Source organism: Brevibacillus brevis, assembly GCF_022026395.1.
Lineage (GTDB): Bacteria > Bacillota > Bacilli > Brevibacillales > Brevibacillaceae > Brevibacillus.
Genome location: NZ_CP041767.1, coordinates 1,938,710 through 1,957,828, shown reverse-complemented (window position 1 = coordinate 1,957,828; position 19,119 = coordinate 1,938,710). Strand labels below are relative to the sequence as shown.

Genomic DNA, 19,119 nt, shown 5'->3' with positions numbered 1-19,119 from the left:
TCTCCTCTCCTTCGCCCTTACTGCATGTGCATTTCCTTTTTCGCCAGAATCTTGTTGCAGACATTCTTGATCGGAAAGTATACCAGTAAGCCAAAAGCGAGATTAAACAGCACACTAGGCAAAATTTGATGCGTCAAAATCCATTGAACATCAAAGGGGGCAGCGGAAAACAAGCGGAACAAGGAATACAAAAGCCACTCATGTCCGAACAAAATCAGGAAGCTGGTTATGAAAACCATCCCGAATCCTCTCTGGAACAAAAGAACGATCATCCCTGCAAAGTAGCTGGCCACCATCATGGACATGGTATAGATTCCAATTAGTTGCCCAAACAGGACATCTTGTAAAAATCCGAAGGCAATCCCGTAATACAAGCCCTCGCGCCTGCCGAGATACATCGAAATAAAGATGCAGCAGACAAGTGCAAACCGGGGTACTGTCATCCAAGACAGACCCCATGTATCAGGTGAAAATACTTGCATCACAGTTCCTTCCAAAACAAACATAACCACGACGCCCAACGTCAATAAAAACCGAGCCATTACTGACCACCCCCGCTAGCAGGTGGAGCCGGAGGCACAGTTGTCTGCGTTTGTGTCTGGCCAGCTGGCTGTTGCGGGATCAATTCACCATTGGGAGCGATTGTGAAGTCTCGTTCCACAACCATGACTTCATTCAATTGTGAAAAATCAGCGCTTGGCTGGATGTAGGCGGTTTGAGTCAAGCCATAATCATCTGGTTCAACGCGAACAATATAGCCAATCGGCAAATTGCGAGGAACAACTCCTCCCAAACCGGATGAAATAACTTGCTGATCTTTTTTAATGGCCTGCCCCCAAGGGATTTTGCGCATGACGAGCAATCTCTTTTGCGCGTCGTACTCTTCAATAACACCACTAATTTGATGGTACACAGGCTTGCCATCGACCACCTGCTGCGTCAGAATATCCGCAGAAATATGGTCACGTCGCTCGTAGCTCGTCAACAATTCCACTGTAGCTGAAAAATTGGCTACACTCTGTACGCGGCCGATCATTCCTTTGGCTGTAATAACCGCCATATCCTTTTTGATGCCATGTTTCAGTCCTTTGTCGATCGTGATGACGTTGTTCCAAGTATCCGGGTTTCTCGCCACGACTTCCGCATAGCGGAGGCGGTAAGACTTGAGTGAATCTTTTGCCTGCAGCATTTCTCGAAGGCGATCATTCTCAGCCTTGAGCGTGTGCAGTTCAGCACTTAGACTGGCGTATTGATCCAGCCCTGCCTTAAGCGCCTTGTTTTCTTCATATACGCCGTACGCTTCCTCAATTTCCTGAAAAAAGCCAGAAACAGCCTGGGCAGGGCGATAGAAAAAGCCCTGCACCACGCTGAAGGTATCTTTGAAGAACATTTCTGGCCAGGTCAGGCTAACCCGTTCACGAGAAGTGAAGCCCACGACGGAGATAAGCAGGACCAAGCCTACAAGTACAATGATAAGCCGCTTATTCCCGAAAAACGACATGCCCTACCCTCCGTTTATTTACCCCGTTTTAGTCGGGAAGAGGTGATGCCTTGCTTGGATTTGAACAGGTGAATGTTCTCCAATGCACGACCTGTTCCAATCGCTACGCAATCCAGTGCGTTTTCCGCGACATGCACGGGCATACCCGTTTCCTTACTTAACAGGCGATCCATGTTGCGCAAGAGCGCACCGCCGCCTGTGAGTACAATTCCACGATCCATGATGTCCGCCGCGAGCTCAGGCGGGCTTTTTTCGAGTGTTACCTTCACCGCTTCTACGATAGCAGAAATGGTTTCTGCCAATGCTTCCGCGATCTCTGTGCTGCTTACCGAGAGCGTTTTTGGCAATCCGGTTACAAGGTCACGACCGCGAATGTCAACGTTTTCGACCTCATCAGGAGCAATCGCAGAGCCGATTTCCAACTTCAATGTTTCTGCTGTCCGTTCCCCGATCATCAAGTTGTAACGGCGCTTGATGTACTGAATAATCGCCTCGTCCATCTCATCCCCGGCCACACGAATGGAGCGGGATGTAACAATCCCCCCGAGAGAAATGATAGCGACTTCTGTCGTACCACCACCAATGTCAACGACCATACTTCCAGTCGGCTCCCACACTGGCAGGTCTGCACCGATCGCGGCTGCAAACGGCTCTTCAATCGTATATGCTTCCTTCGCCCCAGCCTGCTTCGTAGCATCTTCGACCGCGCGTTTTTCCACCGCAGTAATTCCCGAAGGTACACAGACCATTACGTTTGGACGACGTGTAAACAACCCTTGATTTTTTTGTGCTTGATTGATGAAATAGCGCATCATTGTCGCAGTTGTGTCAAAGTCAGCGATAACCCCGTCTTTCATTGGGCGAACCGCTACGATATTACCTGGCGTACGACCGATCATGCTTTTCGCTGCATTCCCTACTGCTTCAATGGAATTGTTATTAGTGCGAATCGCTACAACAGAAGGTTCACGCACCACAATTCCTTTACCCTTCACAAAAACAAGTGTATTGGCAGTGCCGAGGTCAATCCCCAAGTCACGTGTAAATCCACCAAACATAAAAAAACTCCTTCCAAATATTAATCCAAATGACAAGCATAAGAGAACCTCTTTCGAGGCCTCTCCAAGGTAGAGCGACCGCGCTTTTGTGGAAGGTTTTCATGCGCACAAGAATTCATAGAAGGATCGATGATAAATCTTGCGCGTAAAAACATGTTACAAGTACCCTTGCTCTTTGAGACTAACGTACTTGCCTTCCCCGATAATAACATGATCCAACAATGAAATCCCCACCAGTTCACCAGCGTCACGCAATGTATGCGTAATCGCGATGTCTTCCCTGCTAGGTGTCGGATCACCGCTCGGATGGTTATGTAGGCATATCACCGATGCGCTGCTACGACGGATCGCTTCTTTAAAGACTTCTCTCGGGTGTACGATGGAAGCGTCCAGACTGCCTACGAAAATCGTCTGCTTGCCAATCACGTGGTTCTTGGTATTCAGAAAGAGACAGACAAAATGTTCCTGTGTCAAATGAGCAAGCTCAGGCGACATCAAATCAGCTACGTCCCGTGGTAAACGGATAGAAGCCCTATACTCTCGAGGCACTCCCATCAATCTACGCCCAAGCTCAAACGCAGCATGCAATTCAATCGCTTTGACTGGACCAATTCCTTTTAGCTCTGTTAACTCAGCATGAGAGGCTTGGGCTAAACCACGCAGGTCTCCAAACCTGGCTAACAAGCGCTGAGCCAGCTGATGAGCCGTCTCTTGTTCCCTGCCTGTCCGCAGTAAAATGGCAAGAAGTTCAGTATCAGACAGATGGACCGCTCCTTCGCGAAGCAGTCGTTCACGTGGACGGTCATAGTAAGGGACGTTTTTCAACAGCGTTTTGTTACAGGTATTTGTTGCCATTTTATATCCGCCTCCAGCCATATTCACATTAACGAAAACGGCTGACATGGAGATGTTCATGAGGCGTATGGCCGTCGCCGCTTGCTTCAAGCATGACAACTTTACAATATAGGCATCCCAAAACGTGTCAAAAGTGTAGACGTCAGGCCTAACGGAAGACCAACGACTGTGAAGTAGTCTCCGGTTATTCCTTCCACGAGCGTGGCTCCAATACCCTGAATGGCATATGAGCCCGCTTTATCCATCGGCTCACCTGTCGCAATGTACGACTTGATTTCTTGCTCTGTTAAAGCTCGAATTCTTACGTGTGTTAGACTATGTGAGACTTCCGCACGGCCTGTCTCCACATCTATCAAGGCGACTCCACTATAAACGGTGTGCTCTTGCCCCTGAAGCATGGACAACATACGATATGCGTCCATTTCGTCAACAGGCTTGCCCAGTATTTGGTCATCAAGAACGACTACCGTATCAGATCCTAAAACGACGCCTTCCGTCAAGCGAGAAGCCACTTCTTTGGCCTTGCGCAAAGACAATTCTTCTACTACTTCGCTCGCAGATAAATGCTCTGCTGTCGTCTCATCTACATCACTGGTGATGACGGTAAATGATAAGCCTAAAGTTTGCAGAAGCTCTCTTCGACGCGGCGAAGATGAAGCCAGAATGAGAGGAACATTTTTTTTCGTCATTTTTCAACCTACTTTATTCGTCGATGTATCCAAAATGCGAGGGCTAAGCCTCCGATACTGGCTAGATTTAGTTTTACCTGAAAGTTCAGTTCGTACTTCAAAATTTCTAAATCTGCCGCAGGCGACCAAGTAATCTCTTTGCTCTTGGTCAAAAAAGGTAGCCAGGGACTTAAAATCTCCCCGATAATGCTGCCAAACAAAAGTCCACTCACCAACAGAAACACGAGAGTAAGCGTTTCTTTCCCCATTTTCCCAACTCCCTTTTTATAAGGGATTCTCTTTTTGCCAAACATAAGTTTAGCAAATGGGGAGAAGCGAAACAATCCCTGATTGCTCCTGGTAGTTACTGTATAGAAAGAAAAGGCCTCCTGCAAGAAAACCTTGCGGAAGACCATATAAACATATTTTTATGTCGATGTGCGTGCATTTTGAATCCAGCTCGCATAGCTCTCGAAAAAGGCAAGAACACCTGCCTGCACTTGCCACGCATAGGATTCGGCGCTTTCCACCTTTTTGCCAGCGCTCGCTTCTGCCATTTTGTCCCTAGCTGCCAGCGCTTGATTCACCCCATTTACCATCCCATCTAGCAGTGGCTTCCAGGCTTCCTTGGCTTCCATTTTACGGCTTTCCTCCAGAAATTGGCGGTGAATTTCTTTTAATTCTGCCGTTTCTTTTGCCGTTGGCGAAAGCTGACCCGTCGTAATAATCAACCCTGATTGTGCCGAAAGCGTTTGGACGAGTTTAAGTCCGTGGGTGAAAAAGGCATTCACGTTAGGATCACCAGATGCGTTCGCGGCTTTTCCGACAGGGACAGACCCTTCAAAAGCGGGAAAGGTAAATTCTTTGACGTAAATATCCATGCCTTTGTTTTTCAAGCTGGCAGCAAAGCCTAGCACAGCATCTCTTGTGGGAGCAGCGGCTGCGAACATGTACTGCTTGCTCGCGTCCTTATACAGCAGATGAGGAATACCAGCCTTCTCCAGTGGTTCTACAGCTGTTTGCGGCGATGCATCCGGTTGAAATACACCCGCCTGTGCAACGTACATGTTTACGGCTGGAAGTTTTAGAGCTACTGCTGTTTGACCCGCTGCGTTACCTTTCATCGACGCACCTTGCGTTTGCTGACTTTCATCTGGCAAGGCAGGACCTGCCACACCATTTTTCCCAACCGTTTGTTCAGTGCCTGCACCCGGCGCGGTCAGTGTCTGAACCGTTTCACTCAGAACATTTCCGTACGACTCGGAAAACTCCTTTTGGGAAAAGACCGTCAAAACAAGAAATCCGAACAAGAGGCCAATTGCTACAGCCCCACCTGTTGTTAAAGTCGTACGCCAAAAGGGTCCCTTTGGCCATAGCGCTGCAAGCCGACTCATCGGACTACTTCTGTATGCCTTCTCTTCGGTATCCTCGAAGGAATAATCGATTTCGTGGGAGTAGTTTGTCGTCTGATCGAATTCAACGTTCGACTTCGTTTCTTTGGCTGCAGCTCCTCGTAGCTGCATCATGCGTTCCCATGCTTCGTTGCCCTTCTCCTTAAACGGGTCAGTAAATGGTAAGGGAGGAGCTTGAAAACGAATGCGTGGCGTATCATCCTTTGGGGTGCGCTTTCTACTTTCTTCCTTTGGGATGTCATCCCGCTTTTCATCCCAAAATCTGCCGTTCATTTTGACCGTCACACGATTTTTATTTTGTCCGCTCATACGCTTGCCCTCCTAGTCACAGGCTCTTTGTACTAGCATACGTTTTGCTCGGACGGGTTATGACTTCTATCTAGTGATTCTATCGAATTTGTTACTACTACTATTCCCCATGCCAATTCAAGAGGTTTCGCTCATAACCAAAAGGACAGCTAGCCCAATCGTCACAAAAGGCGCAAACGGCACCTCGCATTTGATACTTCCTTTTCGTATCAGCAACAAAACGAGAGAAACGAGCAAGGCTGCCAAGCTCGCAACCGTAAGAACAAGAACAAAATCACGAACCCCAATTCCATAGCAGACGAGAGCGAACAGTTTCACATCCCCCATCCCAAGTGCAAGCGGCCTGTACCAGCTGATGCCTCCAAACACGAGTAAACAGAGAATCGAAAAGAGTCCAGCCATCAGCCATTCCATCGGCGAAAAGAGAACAAACTCGAAAAATGAAATCAATACAAACCCTGCAACTAACGCGCGATTAGGTATTCGTCTATGATGAAAATCTACCCACGAAAGGTAAAGGCAGAGCACGAATAATATCAAAGCGTTAGTCATTTTTTCTTCCCCCAGTCGAAAACAGTCCATAAAGGATATCTGCCATTCCCGGGACAAAAAAACTGCCCAGAACGGTTCTGGACAGCCTCTCTATTTTCGATCTATGACCACTTTTACGGATTCCACGTAAACAAAAGACCACCGTGGACGAGACCACCGCCAAACCCATACATCAGGATCGTGTCCCCTGCCTTTACTTTGCCTTCCTTGATCCCCAGGGCGAGCGACAATGGGATGGTAGCCGCTGATGTGTTCCCGTAATGTGTCAGACTGTACAATGTTTTTTCAAGAGGGAACTGACTCTTCTCACAAATGGATTCGATCATGCGCAAATTGGCACTGTGCGGGATGAACCAGTCCACATCTTCGAGTAATTTGCCCGCACGGCTCACTACCTCCTGCATCCCCTTTGGAACAGTAGTTACTGCCCACTTGTAGACTTCTCTCCCGTTTTGGACCATGCATCCATTCCCGCTCAATTCTCGTCCATCCATATGCGTTGACAAGCCCGAGCGGTATACATGAATCCCTCCGTCCCCTTTTGAACCTAAGTAGGCGGACAAAAAACCAGGAGCTGTAGAGTCTTGCTCAACCAGCACCGCGCCCGCACCGTCACCGAACAGAATGCATGTCGTACGATCCGTATAGTCAGTAACTTTTGTTAACGTTTCTGCACCTACCACCAGCACTTTGCGATGCAAGCCAGAGCTAATGAGTGCATTTGCCGTATGGAGCGCATACGTAAATCCTGCACAGGTAGCGGAGAGGTCCATGGCTCCCGTCTGTTCGACTTGAAAATGCGCCTGGATTTGACTTGCTACACTTGGGAATGGATAGTCTGGCGTACTGGTCGCCACCAAAATCATATCGACATCGTGGACATCCTTCCCGTAATTTGCGATCATATCGTGGATAGCAGCGATGGCCAAATCACTGGTAAATTCATCTTCCCTTGCCATACGGCGCTCATGAATACCCGTTCGTTGCAAAATCCACTCATTCGATGTATCCACTAGCTTTTCCATATCTGTATTGGTAAGAACGCGACTCGGCACATACGTACCGATGGCGGTAATTCGCGACTTGAAGGGGCTTGTATTTGTCATCATCCAATCATCACCTTCCATTTTTATGATCTGATTATAACACTAGATATTAGTATCTGATACTAATTTTTTTAAGAAAAAGACATTTTGGTTTGAGTCAACATAGTGGTGGAGAAGAAAAAGCACAGTTCTCTTCGACTCTGACACGCCCGCTAGGGGGATTCACTGACCGTCTCCACTTAAAAAAGGGGACCGTCGAGCCAAAGCCACCCTACGGGCGGACGTTTCTCAAGGAAGAAGTGTTCGACAAGCGTGGTCCCCTTTTTTAAGTTCCGACTGGGTAGGCGTTGTCAAGGTCTACGAGCCCTGTGCTTTTTCTTCTCACTAGCTTGGTTGGTTCATCGATGCCTTTTAAAATACAGGTAGATCATTCTTAGCAGTATTTCACAAAAACTTTGCGATCGTAAATAAAAAGACTTGAAACCCATAGGTTCCAAGTCTGTATACGTCTCTATCCGTTACTTCTCAAGCTTTTCAGCCAGCCAGTAAGCGGATTTCCAAATGTCTCCTGCACCCATTGTCAACACGAGATCGCCCTCTTGCAATCCTTTGAAGACATGCTCCTGCATTTGTTCCTTCGTCGGAATGTACTGCGCACGCGGGTGGCTGTTGGTGCGGATTTTTTGCACCAACACTTCGGAGGTTACTCCTTCGATTTTTTCTTCTCCCGCTGGGGAGTAGATATCCGTGATGATCACTTCGTCTGCTTCTGCAAAGGCACGGCTGAATTCATCCATGAGGAAATAGGTGCGTGTGTAGCGTTGCGGCTGAAACACAGCGATTACACGACGGCCTGATGCCCTTGCCCCGCTTAGGGTCGCGATAATTTCTGTCGGATGATGCGCATAGTCGTCTACGACCAGGACACCTCGTGCATCCCCGATAATTTGAAATCTGCGCTTGGCACCGCTGAAAGTAGACAGTGCCTGTGCAATTTTATCAAAGGATAGGCCAATATCCAGGCATACAATGATCGCAGCCAGTGCATTTGCAATATTATGCTTGCCTGGGACTACGAGACACAATTCACCCAACCGTTCATCCTTGTGATAAATCTGGCATGTGCTGCAACGATCTCCACATTCAATCGAAGTGGCAGAAAACTGTGCTTGTGCCACAAAGTTCGGATCGACTGCATACGTCACGACCGTTTTTTCGACGGACGGCATGACTTCTCGCACATGTGAATCATCGATACACAGGACCGCTTTTCCATCCGGTTTGAGATGGCTCAAGAATTGGACGTACGCCTGTTTCAAATTGTTGAAGTCGCCATCGAAATGCTCCAGATGATCTGGTTCGATGCTCGTCACAATTTCATACATCGGTCTATATTCCAAAAAGGAACCGTCGCTCTCGTCTGCCTCGGCAATGACATAGTCACTGGCACCTGCCTTTGCGTTGGTACCAGCACTCATCAATTCACCGCCGATGATGAAAGTCGGGTCTACACCGCACTCTTCCAGCACGTGAGAGATCATCGAGGTCGTGGTCGTCTTGCCGTGTGCTCCGGCTACTGCTACTCCTGTACGCTCATTTAATATGCGAGCAAGCATTTGGGAACGGTGCATGACCGGAATTCCTAGCGCTTGACCTGCGATCACCTCAGGATTGTCTTTAGAAATACTGGTGGAGTATACGATGCTGTCTGCTCCCTCCACGTGGGCAGCGTTATGGCCAATATGAATGACCGCCCCTCTTGCTTCCAGCTTTTTCGCCAAATCGTTCATGGCGACATCAGAGCCGGTTACCTTGTATCCAAGGTCGATCAAGACGCGGGCAATGGCACTCATGCCATAACCGCCGATGCCCACAAAGTGGACGTGTTGGGCCTGATCCACCCTATTCACCTGCCTCTTCTACTATAGTGGGAAAGAATGCGCGTACTTGGGCGATGAAGTAGAGCGAACCGCAGACGACCAACCAGTCATCCGCCTTCGCTGATTGCTTCTCCCGCATCCAAGAAAGGAGAAACGCCCGCCAGTCTGGGACTGCATCGAGATACTCTTGCTCCCAGCCACCGGCTAAAAACGACTCTTGTAAGCTATTGGCTTCGGCTGCACGCGGGAAATCAAAGGTTGTCACATGCAGCTTTTTAATTTTTGACTTTACTGGTGCGAGCGACTCTGCCATTTTGGCAAGCGGCTTATCTGCCAAGCCAGAAAAGAGCAAATGCAGCTGTACTCCATCCGGTAACAACCGATCCAGACTGCTTACAAGTGCTTCCATCCCTTCCTGATTGTGTGCCCCATCCAAGATAACCATTGGTCTTGGAGAGATGACTTCTAGACGACCAGGCCAACGCGTTTGTTGCAAACCGCGAGATATTTCTTCTTCCTCCAGCAAGAAAGAGAAGTAATTTCGCAGGACATCGATAGTCATTAAAGCAACGGCTGCATTGGTTGTTTGGTGAATGCCATTCATGGTAAGACGGTAGGATGCTTCCGCACGACGGTGAATGCTTTTGTAACGAAACTGTTGGTCACCCAGCTGCTCCTCTACCTGCTCTGCCTGGAAATGTTCACCTATATGGTATAGCGTACTCTTCATTTGTCTCGCGCGCTCCTCAAAAATCGCGAGAAGTTCCGGCCTAACCTCACCTGTGACTACAGGAACACCCGGCTTGATAATCCCCGCTTTTTCCCGGGCAATATCTTCCAGGCTTTCTCCCAACATCTGTGTATGGTCCATGCCGATATTCGTGATGACTGAAACAAGCGGAAGGACGACGTTCGTCGAATCCAATCGCCCGCCTAATCCTGTTTCCCATACGACTACCGCTGGTCTCGCCACTCTTGAAAAATAAAGAATGGCGATTAGCGTAATCACTTCAAATTCGGTAGGGGAACCGAACTCTGTTTCTTGTTCGCATCGTCGCACCCATACCTTGACTTCATTCACCAGTTGCAATAGGTCTTCTTCCGCGATCATGCTGCCGTTGTAACGGATGCGTTCACGGAAATCCACCAAATAGGGGGAGGTAAATGTACCTACACTATATCCGGCTTCCATCAGCATTTGCGTCAGAAATGCGCAGGTTGAACCTTTTCCATTGGTGCCAGCCACATGAATAAATGGGATTCTCCGCTCAGGATGTCCTAGTTGCTCCAAAACCCACTGCATTCTCTCAAGCCCTGGCCGTTGACCGAACCTGAGCAGTCCATGCAGCCAGTCGAGCGCTTGCGTGTATTCTATAAACCCTTCTTCTGCATGCATACCACAATGCTCCATTCTCAAAAATATGCGATGGTATGGCGGATCATTCGCCCTTCAATTCAGCAAGTCGTGCAATCACCTTATCCCGCTTATCCATGTAGTCTGCCATCTTCGCTTTTTCCTCTTCGACTACTTTTTCAGGTGCCTTGGCCATAAATCCGGCATTGTTGAGCTTTTTCTCAATGCGCTCCACTTCGCTGCCCAGTGTCGCCACTTCTTTTTCCAGACGCTTCAGCTCTTGCTCGATATCGATCAAGCCTGCCAGTGGAAGGAACAATTCTGCTCCCGTGATCACAGCAGACATCGCTTTATCAGGCGTAGCCAGATCCAGGCTGATTTCCAGACGCTCAGGGTTGCAGAAACGAGTGAGGTAGTGCTCACCGCGTGTCAGTCGTTCAGCGGACAATGCATCGCTTGGCTTGATCAAGAGCTCAATTTTCTTGGACATCGGTACGTTTACTTCTGCGCGGATGTTGCGTACGCTGCGGATGATATCCATCAACTGGTTCATTTCGCTTTCTGCTTCCGCAAAAATCCATTGCTCGTTAACAGTTGGCCAAGGTGCTACAGTGATGCTCTCGCCTTGGTGAGGCAATGCCTGCCAAATTTCTTCCGTGATGAACGGCATGAACGGATGCAACAGCTTGAGCGTTTGATCCAGAACCGTAACCAGAACGGATTGGGTCGTTTTCTTTGCCGCTTCATCTGTACCGTACAGCGGCAGCTTCGCCATCTCGATATACCAGTCACACAGGTCATCCCAAATGAAGTTGTAAAGTACACGGCCTGCTTCACCGAATTCAAATGCGTCAGACAGACGGGTTACATCTGCGATTGTCGCTTGCAGGCGGGAGAGAATCCATTTGTCTGGTGTAGTCAGCTCACCGCTCAAATCGATTTCCTCGTATTTGAAGTCAGCCAGGTTCATCAGGGCAAAACGAGACGCATTCCAAATCTTGTTCGCGAAGTTGCGGTTTGCCTCCACCTTTTCCCAATAGAAGCGTTGGTCATTCCCTGGGGAGTTTCCGGTCGCCAGTGTGTATCGCAGCGCATCTGCTCCGTACTTCTCGATCACTTCCATCGGATCGACACCGTTGCCGAGTGATTTGGACATTTTGCGGCCCTCGGAGTCGCGAATAATGCCGTGGATCAAGACAGACTCAAACGGACTTTTCCCGGTAAACTCAAGACCTGAGAACATCATGCGAGCAACCCAGAAGAAGATGATATCGTAGCCTGTTACCAGGACATTCGTTGGGTAGAAGTATTTCATGTCCTCGGATTCTTCCGGCCAGCCCAGTGTCGAGAACGGCCATAGACCAGAAGAGAACCATGTATCGAGAACGTCGTTGTCCTGCTCCAGTTTGTGGCTGTGGCAGCTAGGGCACTCAGTCACATCCGTGCGAGATACAATCGTTTCGTTACAATCTCCGCAATACCATGCGGGAATTCGGTGACCCCACCAAAGCTGACGAGAGATGCACCAGTCGCGGATGTTTTCAATCCAACGCAGGTAATTTGTCTTGAAACGCTCCGGGACAAATTTCACACTCTCAGGGCTGTTTGCATTAGCCAGTGCTTCGTCAGCCAAAGGCTGCATTTTTACGAACCATTGGGTAGAAAGATATGGTTCTACGACTGCATCGCTGCGCTCACTATGTCCAACCTGATGAATATGCTCCTCAACCTTGAACATAACACCTTGCTCGGTCAAGTCCTTGATGATTTGCTTACGGCAAGCAAAGCGATCCAAGCCTTTGTAGATACCTGCCAGCTCGTTCATCGTGCCCGTCTCATCCATGACAACGATTTGTGGCAACTGATGACGAAGGCCCAATTCAAAGTCATTCGGATCGTGTGCTGGCGTAATTTTTACAGCGCCAGAACCAAACTCAGGATCAACGTAGTCATCGGCTACGATTGGAATTTCGCGTCCTACGATTGGCAAAATCACGGTTTTTCCGATCATGTCTTTATAACGCTCATCTTCCGGATGTACCGCTACAGCCGTATCACCGAGCATCGTTTCAGGACGGGTTGTAGCTACTTCGATATAACCAGTGCCATCTGCCAATGGGTAACGCATGTGATGCAGCGCACCTTTTACTTCCTTGTAGATTACTTCAATATCGGAGAGAGCCGTGCGAGCAGCAGGGTCCCAGTTAATAATGCGGTTGCCGCGATAGATCAAGCCTTTTTCATACAGACGAACAAATACTTCGCGTACAGCTTGGGACAAGCCCTCATCCATGGTAAAACGCTCGCGCGAGTAATCCAGGGCAAGACCGAGCTTTTCCCATTGCTCACGAATATGCGAAGCGTAAATGTGCTTCCACTCCCATACCTTTTCCACGAATTTTTCGCGACCCAGATCATGGCGAGAGATGCCTTCTTCACGCAAGGTAGCTTCTACCCGCGCTTGGGTTGCGATACCGGCGTGGTCCATACCTGGCAAGAACAAGGCGCTGTAGCCTTGCATACGTTTGGTACGGGTAATGATATCTTGCAAAGTTGTATCCAGCGCGTGGCCCAGGTGCAATTTACCCGTTACGTTCGGCGGTGGAATAACAATTGTAAACGGGCGTTTATTCGGATCACGTTCTGCCTTGAAAAATTGTTTTTCAATCCAATACGGATACCATTTGTTTTCTGCTGCTTTTGGATCATAGTTTTTCGGCAGCAATTGGTCGATGTCGGTTGTTGGCTGTGTAGACATGTACGACTCCTCCTATTCGCATAACTTGCTTTGCAAAAAATAAAAAAACCCTTCATCGCAAAGGACGAAAGGATTATTTTCGCGGTACCACCTTTGTTAACACACGATAAACGTCATGCTTATGGCGTGTTCACTCTGACAAGATAACGGTTGCGAACCGGTCTCGGCTAGGCGCATGCTTTCACCGAAAAAACTCCTGGGCGACCTTCAGCCATTCATGACCTTAGAGAATCTCGCAGCATCTGATTCTCCTCTCTGCCAAGGCGTCCTGACTTACTCTTCCCACTCATCGTTCATATCGTATGTAGTTGTCTTATTATTAGCTTTCACTATTATATACAATCACGCTGTTTGGCGTCAAACCCGGGTTTCGCCCACTTTTCCAACTGCAATGCCCAGTGCTTCGGTAAAACCGAGAACGCCCAAAATATCGAGAATTTCTTCTCGGACATTGACGATTTCTACCTGTTTGCCCATGGCCAATAGTTCTTTCGTGGTAAAAAACAGGCTTCCAATACCGGAAGAATCTACAAAGGAGACACCTTGAAAATCGACGGTAACGGATTGATTTCGCCCTCCATACTGCTGGAGCAATTCACCTACTCGATCTCCTACAGCCATGTCCAACTCTCCGACGAAAAACAATGTAGCTTGTCCGTTCGCCTCTGTTGCGCGGTAGTCCATGCTCAAACTCCTCTCAATAGGTATCGGTACACCCAATCTGCTCGTCCTTTTACTATATTACCCATTTTCATTCACTTGCAAACATTTGGCTTTTTGGAAATCGTTGCTTAACGCGGAAGGATACATTCTAAAATAAGCTTTGTACCCGCCAGCGAGCTACTCAAATATACACGATCACAGTATTGCAGGATCACGTGAAAACCGGCCCCAAGCGAGTGGCGTGTAGAAAATCCTTGCTGTAGGGTAGCTCGCGGAATATCCTCGAGCAAAATTCCTTGTCCTTCATCATGGATCACAGCCCGGCACATCTGCCTGTCATTCGATAAGTATAACGTGACCACACCGCCATTGCCGTGCTTCAACGTATTCGAAGCAGCTTCGTTGACCGCAACGAGAAACTGCAGCAATCGCTTATCAGAAATTCCTTGTGGTTCCAAAGCCTGCTTGAATAATTTTCGCAGTTCTGCAAGCTGCTCCGGTAAACGGATATCGATCGCCAAGAGCTTATGCCCTTCCCGAAGCAAGAAAAATAATTCTTCATCACTAAGCAACAACAGCTTACCTTCTGTGACCACACCCAGAATATCCCTGTAGATCTCCCATTCCCGTCTTTTGCTTTTTCGCTCTTCTGCAATGACGGCGGTGACATCAATCAAAGCGATTCCACAGGTCCGATCTGGCAAGACAGATGTGTATAATTCGAACACCTTTGTACCATCCGAGGTGACAATTTGCTCCCTCACAGGTCCGCCCATTCCCGCTGCCTCTTCGACCAGACGTTGCATTTCTCGCTCGACTTCCAAACTCGCACGAACGTCACCCAACGGACGCACTTTCCCTTCATCGTAAAGATAGAGGAAAACGGTCTCGATCTGACGCAGTATCGATAACTTTTGAATCTCTTGTTTGATTAATCGCCCCCGCTCGTCGTCTCGATCCTTCCAATGTAACAAGACGTCTGTAGGGTCCAATTCGCCACTCATGTGCCACGTGTGAAATTCTTCCAGGAGCAATCGCTCCAGAACATCTTCCCGTCGCAAAACTTTTTCGATGTCGATAATGTAGTAAGGATCACCTGCTATACCACGCAATCCGCTACCGATAATTCGGAAATCATAGGCGAGCTCTATTTCTATGCGTCCGTGCAAATCATGATCAGAACTGCTTAACCCAATGGTCGTCCGACTCACTGCTACCAGCTTCGCCTGGAACGATTCCATCGTTGCTAGGTTCGTCACCTTTACAGTGCGGGGCGGAACAACTTTGTTTGCTGCACCGCCAGAACGTAGCGCGACAAGGCAATTATCACAAGTGGGATTGTCCGGACAACGCTCACACAAAATCACAGTTCATCCTCCTATTCACTGACGCAACTACACGAGGGCTATACTCTCTTCAGGCTCAAATTGAAGAATCAACACAGAAATATCATCCGTTTGTTGTCGCTGCTGTGTTATCTCCATTAAGTAGGCCTCAACTCGATTCATCAAGTCCTGCTTACTGTCACCAGGCATCTTTAATAAGGAGGTTAGTTCTTCAAGCCAATGCCTGCTGCCTCGAATCACTTCTTTTCTCCCTGTATCCAGCAAGCCATCTGTGTAGAGTAATAGCATGCCCTCTTCTTCTAAGGGTACCTCCTCCATTTGGTACGTGCTATCGGGCAAAAGCCCTAGACCGACCCCGCCCTTGCTAGTTAAAATGGTTTGATTCGACCTGGACAAATAAAAAGGCTGCGGATGCCCTGCTCTGCTAAATCGAATTTTGTGTTCCACTTCATCATAGACTGCAACCAGCATCGTAATGTAAGAACGGGTTTTCACCAAATCTGCATAAAGCAACTGATTGAGTCTTTCCAAAATCTCGTCCGGCAGATAGCTGGACTGCAAAACCTGTCGTACGGCAATCCTAATCCCCGTTGCCCAAATACTGGCCAAAAAACCGTGCCCAGACACATCCGCTATGATAAAACAGGTGTAGCGATCATTGATTTGTCTATAGTCGATGTAATCTCCGCCTACATAATCAACTGGTACGTAAACCGTTCTTGTTCGCAAACTGGTCAACTGCAATTCCTCTGTCGGAATGAGCATCGACTGCATTCGTCTAGCCAGCTTCATCTCCATCTCGATTTCTCGCTGTCCTGATGACTGGTCCTGTTGACATCTGAGGATCAACGCCCGAATGTTTACGAGGAGCAGTCCATAAAAAGATTTCTCCAGTTCCTTTAGATCACGGTCGTTGACGTTACTCTGGGCGAACAAGCGGACATAACGCGGTGTTTGAGCGGTGTCACACTGTTCCGAGACAACTATACGCTCCTCTACTTCGCGCTGCGCTATTGCACTCTCTTTGTTCCCACGCTCGATTCGAAAATAGACAGCACCTAGCGCCGATTCAAACGTGATCGACAGGAAGCAAGACTTGTCCATTTTCACGAACCACGTATCGACCAACTCTTCTATAAATGGCATGAGACTCTCGTAATTGACCTGGCGCTTGCTTTGCTCATTGCTGGTCAATACCAGATACTCGTAGTTCTGTTTCAATTCCATTAGTTTGACCAATTGATGATTCATCCCCGAGCCACTCCCATACACACTTTAGCATAATTCTTTCTTTCGGGAATTGCGAAAAGGGTTTTGGCAATTTTCAAAAACATTGTGATCACCTTTATTCGTTTCGTCCTAGCCTTCATGCCCTACACCTTCCCTTTTCGGGCACTATTCAAACCACTATCTACTTTCCATGAAAATGTTTTAGGCGTTTGCTCAAGGTTGTAGACACTGTCCAAAGTCACCGCGCATATGCTGGAATGAGGTGATTGTGATGAATTTTCGTTGGAAGTATAACCCCACGTATTTACGGATCAAATACGGTTGCAAACAAGTGCTCTTTCCGCTGTTGGTTTTTCAGTTTATTCGAACGGTTGTGTTTCCTACCTCTTTTGATGTCATCCTTCTCGGTTTGTTAGCCATGCTCTATGTTGCCATCTCTCTTGAATGGTTATAAAAAAGAAAAACAACGCCCCACGCGGTGAGACGTTGCTCGCTAAAAGGCTTGCTGGACCCAACGATGCAGGCGCATCAGGCGGTCCATATCTTTTTCAAAACGTTGGACAGCGTAAAGCTCGCTCCACTCGCGAGGATGATGGTAATAAATATCCAAGTCCCTCATGATCCTCTCCGGATAGGACAAAAACGAAGCCATCAGTTCAATTTCTTCCGGTTCCAGCGGAAATATCTCGGCGTAGCGATGAAATAGTTGAGAAGCTCCAGCCTCATCCCCCGCCATTTGAAAATAAGTACGATAAAACAGCGTCAAATCGCGTACTGGTGTATCAAAACTGGCACGATCAAAATTAAGCAGCCGTCCTTTTCCCGATCGATCTGGCACAACATGCTCTGGATTCGGGTTGCCATGGATTAGCGATAAGCGAAAATGAGCATGTGTCTCATGACGTTCTCGCCAATCGGTCAATAAGTCTGTCGCTGTTTGAGCCATTTCCTCAATAAACTCCTTGTTTGCCAGAAACACCAGATCAAAAGGGGAAGGGTATTTGCGTTCCTGCGCAAGAGTTGCCGCCTTATTCATTTGGTCTTGCCAATATTGCCAACGGTTTAGCAAGGAGTCCACAAGCGGCTCTACCTGTCTCGGGTCATCGTAGCGATAGTTTTGCGTCAAATGATGAAGCTCCGCCAAACGTTCCAAGGCGGGGGTCGCCCAAGACAAGGGCTGCTCGGCCCATTCCTCACTTCCTGGCTGCCAGGGGGTTACGTAAAAGGCAGTATTCCCCTGTTGAACAAAAGGATCATCGTATTTCGTGTACGTAAACGGAACGGCCCCATCCCATCCGCGGTGCTGCAATTGGCGAAGCATATCGCTGACGAAAACCAGACGTTGAACGGGTATTTGCGCTCGTTTGCATACGAAGGAGCCGTAGGGAGTCGTCGCCTTAAATACATTTGGCTCCTTTAAAACGTCAATGCTCTGGGCATACATGTCATACTCTTTGAACAAAGGAGCAATGTCATCATACCGACTCATAGACTCCCTCCCTCCTCGAACGCTCGGCTCGCTCTGCAATATGCCGAAGCAGCAAGTCAACAGATTGTTGACTCTGCAAGGCGTGCTCAATACCAGCGATCGACGCTTCTTGATCCAGCGAAACGCGTTTCACGTAAGATTCGATACTTCTGTACACTTCACGAGGACGAGCCATAAAGGCGAGAATCAGCGAATAGTTTCCATAGGTAAGTGGCTTGATTTCTTCATAGCCGTCAAAAAAAGCGTCAATCTGCTTCAGATCCTTATGGGTTAAAAAATGATCGCGCAAAAAGGTGGCAACATCGCGTTGCTGGACAGAAATCACCGGCCTGAAAAAGCCTCTCAAGTACAGCTTCCCGTTTATCGTTCCCCAGTTATCACGCAAAAGGTCCCGATGGGATACAGCGACCGCCTCCGTGGTAATTCGCTCATGGGCCAACATCGCGGCAGAACGGTCCATTCTTTGCAGCATAGGGCTCATGAGCTCCGATACCCAACGATTTTCCTTAGAATTCTTCTCATATTTGGCTCGAAATGATTCGACAAGCTCTTTGGCACGCCTGCCTTTTTCCTCCACTTGCTGCTTTTCCTGCTTGAGCAAATCACTACCGGACAGTAAAGGACTTTCCTGCTGAGACTGATGCATCATCGCGATCACGCGTCCGCATTGCCTCGCAATGTCCTGGCCGGGCTGATAGTCTTCGAATTGTCGGTGATGGTCGGTCATGGTAACGCCGCGTTTACCCAAAATTAAAAATGGCTTGGTGTCTCTCGTCCGAATAAACCGCTCCACTTCTCGAAACCCCTGACGAGCCAGTCGTTCGCGCCAGGCAAACGACCAGCGCATCACATCTACACGCGGCCAAACGTGGAGTTCTTTGGGGCCCCGGTTTGTCTCCAATAAATAGCAATCATCAAGGGGCGTAATTCGGATTACGCGCGCCCGATATTGCTGGCAAACCTCGGAGAGATCAATTTTATCCACGGTCCCCCACTCC

General features: G+C 48.4%; 18 protein-coding genes and 1 other annotated feature. Of the genes, 1 reads left to right on the top strand and 17 read right to left on the bottom strand.

Going from position 1 to position 19,119, the window contains the following annotated elements; genetic code table 11:
• Positions 1–17: 17 nt before the first annotated feature.
• From mreD to FO446_RS09540, 15 genes are all read right to left on the bottom strand, one after another.
• Complete coding sequence (gene mreD / locus FO446_RS09610; protein WP_173608478.1) at positions 18–542, bottom strand: rod shape-determining protein MreD; 525 nt, start codon at positions 540–542, stop codon at positions 18–20.
• Positions 542–1,501, bottom strand: coding sequence for a rod shape-determining protein MreC (gene mreC / locus FO446_RS09605; protein WP_173608479.1), 960 nt, complete (start codon positions 1,499–1,501; stop codon positions 542–544). The genes mreD and mreC overlap by 1 nt, the downstream gene beginning before the upstream one ends.
• A gap of 14 nt (positions 1,502–1,515) precedes the next feature.
• Positions 1,516–2,559 carry a rod shape-determining protein gene (locus tag FO446_RS09600; RefSeq protein ID WP_173608480.1) on the bottom strand — a complete coding sequence of 348 codons (1,044 nt, stop codon included), beginning with the start codon at positions 2,557–2,559 and terminating at the stop codon, positions 1,516–1,518.
• 156 nt (positions 2,560–2,715) lie between these two features.
• Entirely contained in the window at positions 2,716–3,414 is a 699-nt protein-coding gene (gene radC / locus FO446_RS09595; protein ID WP_047072826.1) for a RadC family protein, read from the bottom strand.
• A 101-nt stretch (positions 3,415–3,515) separates the two neighbouring features.
• Positions 3,516–4,103: a Maf family protein gene (locus FO446_RS09590; protein ID WP_173608481.1), complete on the bottom strand. Its 588-nt coding sequence runs from the start codon at positions 4,101–4,103 to the stop codon at positions 3,516–3,518.
• 8 nt (positions 4,104–4,111) lie between these two features.
• Positions 4,112–4,351: a DUF4321 domain-containing protein gene (locus FO446_RS09585; RefSeq protein ID WP_007726664.1), complete on the bottom strand. Its 240-nt coding sequence runs from the start codon at positions 4,349–4,351 to the stop codon at positions 4,112–4,114.
• Between the two features lie 159 nt (positions 4,352–4,510).
• A complete protein-coding gene (locus tag FO446_RS09580) occupies positions 4,511–5,803 on the bottom strand; it encodes a hypothetical protein (RefSeq protein ID WP_237900512.1) in 1,293 nt (430 codons plus the stop codon).
• A gap of 117 nt (positions 5,804–5,920) precedes the next feature.
• Positions 5,921–6,355: a prepilin peptidase gene (locus FO446_RS09575; protein WP_237900511.1), complete on the bottom strand. Its 435-nt coding sequence runs from the start codon at positions 6,353–6,355 to the stop codon at positions 5,921–5,923.
• A gap of 113 nt (positions 6,356–6,468) precedes the next feature.
• Entirely contained in the window at positions 6,469–7,464 is a 996-nt protein-coding gene (locus tag FO446_RS09570) for a ketoacyl-ACP synthase III (protein ID WP_221869292.1), read from the bottom strand.
• Positions 7,465–7,919: 455 nt separating this feature from the next.
• Positions 7,920–9,302, bottom strand: a complete 1,383-nt coding sequence (murC, locus tag FO446_RS09565) for a UDP-N-acetylmuramate--L-alanine ligase (protein WP_173608485.1) — start codon at positions 9,300–9,302, stop codon at positions 7,920–7,922.
• 1 nt (position 9,303) lies between these two features.
• On the bottom strand, positions 9,304–10,677 hold the full coding sequence (locus tag FO446_RS09560; RefSeq protein ID WP_237900509.1) for a bifunctional folylpolyglutamate synthase/dihydrofolate synthase: 1,374 nt from the start codon (positions 10,675–10,677) through the stop codon (positions 9,304–9,306).
• A 43-nt stretch (positions 10,678–10,720) separates the two neighbouring features.
• On the bottom strand, positions 10,721–13,393 hold the full coding sequence (locus tag FO446_RS09555; protein WP_221869290.1) for a valine--tRNA ligase: 2,673 nt from the start codon (positions 13,391–13,393) through the stop codon (positions 10,721–10,723).
• A 57-nt stretch (positions 13,394–13,450) separates the two neighbouring features.
• Positions 13,451–13,692, bottom strand: a binding site (T-box leader).
• Between the two features lie 58 nt (positions 13,693–13,750).
• Positions 13,751–14,077 (bottom strand): STAS domain-containing protein, encoded by a 327-nt coding sequence (locus FO446_RS09550; protein ID WP_007726674.1) that lies wholly within the window; start codon positions 14,075–14,077, stop codon positions 13,751–13,753.
• 107 nt (positions 14,078–14,184) lie between these two features.
• Complete coding sequence (locus FO446_RS09545; protein WP_173608488.1) at positions 14,185–15,423, bottom strand: ATP-binding protein; 1,239 nt, start codon at positions 15,421–15,423, stop codon at positions 14,185–14,187.
• 27 nt (positions 15,424–15,450) lie between these two features.
• On the bottom strand, positions 15,451–16,653 hold the full coding sequence (locus FO446_RS09540) for a PP2C family protein-serine/threonine phosphatase (RefSeq protein WP_221869289.1): 1,203 nt from the start codon (positions 16,651–16,653) through the stop codon (positions 15,451–15,453).
• A 250-nt stretch (positions 16,654–16,903) separates the two neighbouring features.
• Between FO446_RS09540 and FO446_RS09535 the strand changes: the two genes are divergently transcribed.
• The gene (locus FO446_RS09535; protein ID WP_217366939.1) at positions 16,904–17,086 is read left to right on the top strand and encodes a hypothetical protein; all 183 of its coding nucleotides are present in this window, start codon (positions 16,904–16,906) and stop codon (positions 17,084–17,086) included.
• 39 nt (positions 17,087–17,125) lie between these two features.
• Here FO446_RS09535 and FO446_RS09530 read toward each other — a convergent pair whose 3' ends face one another.
• Together FO446_RS09530 and FO446_RS09525 are read right to left on the bottom strand one after the other, a co-directional pair.
• On the bottom strand, positions 17,126–18,121 hold the full coding sequence (locus FO446_RS09530; protein WP_173608490.1) for a protein kinase family protein: 996 nt from the start codon (positions 18,119–18,121) through the stop codon (positions 17,126–17,128).
• Entirely contained in the window at positions 18,108–19,106 is a 999-nt protein-coding gene (locus FO446_RS09525; protein ID WP_221869288.1) for a phosphotransferase, read from the bottom strand. The genes FO446_RS09530 and FO446_RS09525 overlap by 14 nt, the downstream gene beginning before the upstream one ends.
• Between the last annotated feature and the right edge of the window lie 13 nt (positions 19,107–19,119).

Coding starts and splice junctions, on each gene's coding strand:
- mreD (WP_173608478.1), bottom strand. CDS start 542: ATGGCTCGGTTTTTATTGACGTTGGGCGTCGTGGTTATGTTTGTTTTG.
- mreC (WP_173608479.1), bottom strand. CDS start 1,501: ATGTCGTTTTTCGGGAATAAGCGGCTTATCATTGTACTTGTAGGCTTG.
- FO446_RS09600 (WP_173608480.1), bottom strand. CDS start 2,559: ATGTTTGGTGGATTTACACGTGACTTGGGGATTGACCTCGGCACTGCC.
- radC (WP_047072826.1), bottom strand. CDS start 3,414: ATGGCAACAAATACCTGTAACAAAACGCTGTTGAAAAACGTCCCTTAC.
- FO446_RS09590 (WP_173608481.1), bottom strand. CDS start 4,103: ATGACGAAAAAAAATGTTCCTCTCATTCTGGCTTCATCTTCGCCGCGT.
- FO446_RS09585 (WP_007726664.1), bottom strand. CDS start 4,351: ATGGGGAAAGAAACGCTTACTCTCGTGTTTCTGTTGGTGAGTGGACTT.
- FO446_RS09580 (WP_237900512.1), bottom strand. CDS start 5,803: ATGAGCGGACAAAATAAAAATCGTGTGACGGTCAAAATGAACGGCAGA.
- FO446_RS09575 (WP_237900511.1), bottom strand. CDS start 6,355: ATGACTAACGCTTTGATATTATTCGTGCTCTGCCTTTACCTTTCGTGG.
- FO446_RS09570 (WP_221869292.1), bottom strand. CDS start 7,464: ATGATGACAAATACAAGCCCCTTCAAGTCGCGAATTACCGCCATCGGT.
- FO446_RS09560 (WP_237900509.1), bottom strand. CDS start 10,677: ATGCATGCAGAAGAAGGGTTTATAGAATACACGCAAGCGCTCGACTGG.
- FO446_RS09555 (WP_221869290.1), bottom strand. CDS start 13,393: ATGTCTACACAGCCAACAACCGACATCGACCAATTGCTGCCGAAAAAC.
- FO446_RS09550 (WP_007726674.1), bottom strand. CDS start 14,077: ATGGACTACCGCGCAACAGAGGCGAACGGACAAGCTACATTGTTTTTC.
- FO446_RS09540 (WP_221869289.1), bottom strand. CDS start 16,653: ATGAATCATCAATTGGTCAAACTAATGGAATTGAAACAGAACTACGAG.
- FO446_RS09535 (WP_217366939.1), top strand. CDS start 16,904: ATGAATTTTCGTTGGAAGTATAACCCCACGTATTTACGGATCAAATAC.
- FO446_RS09530 (WP_173608490.1), bottom strand. CDS start 18,121: ATGAGTCGGTATGATGACATTGCTCCTTTGTTCAAAGAGTATGACATG.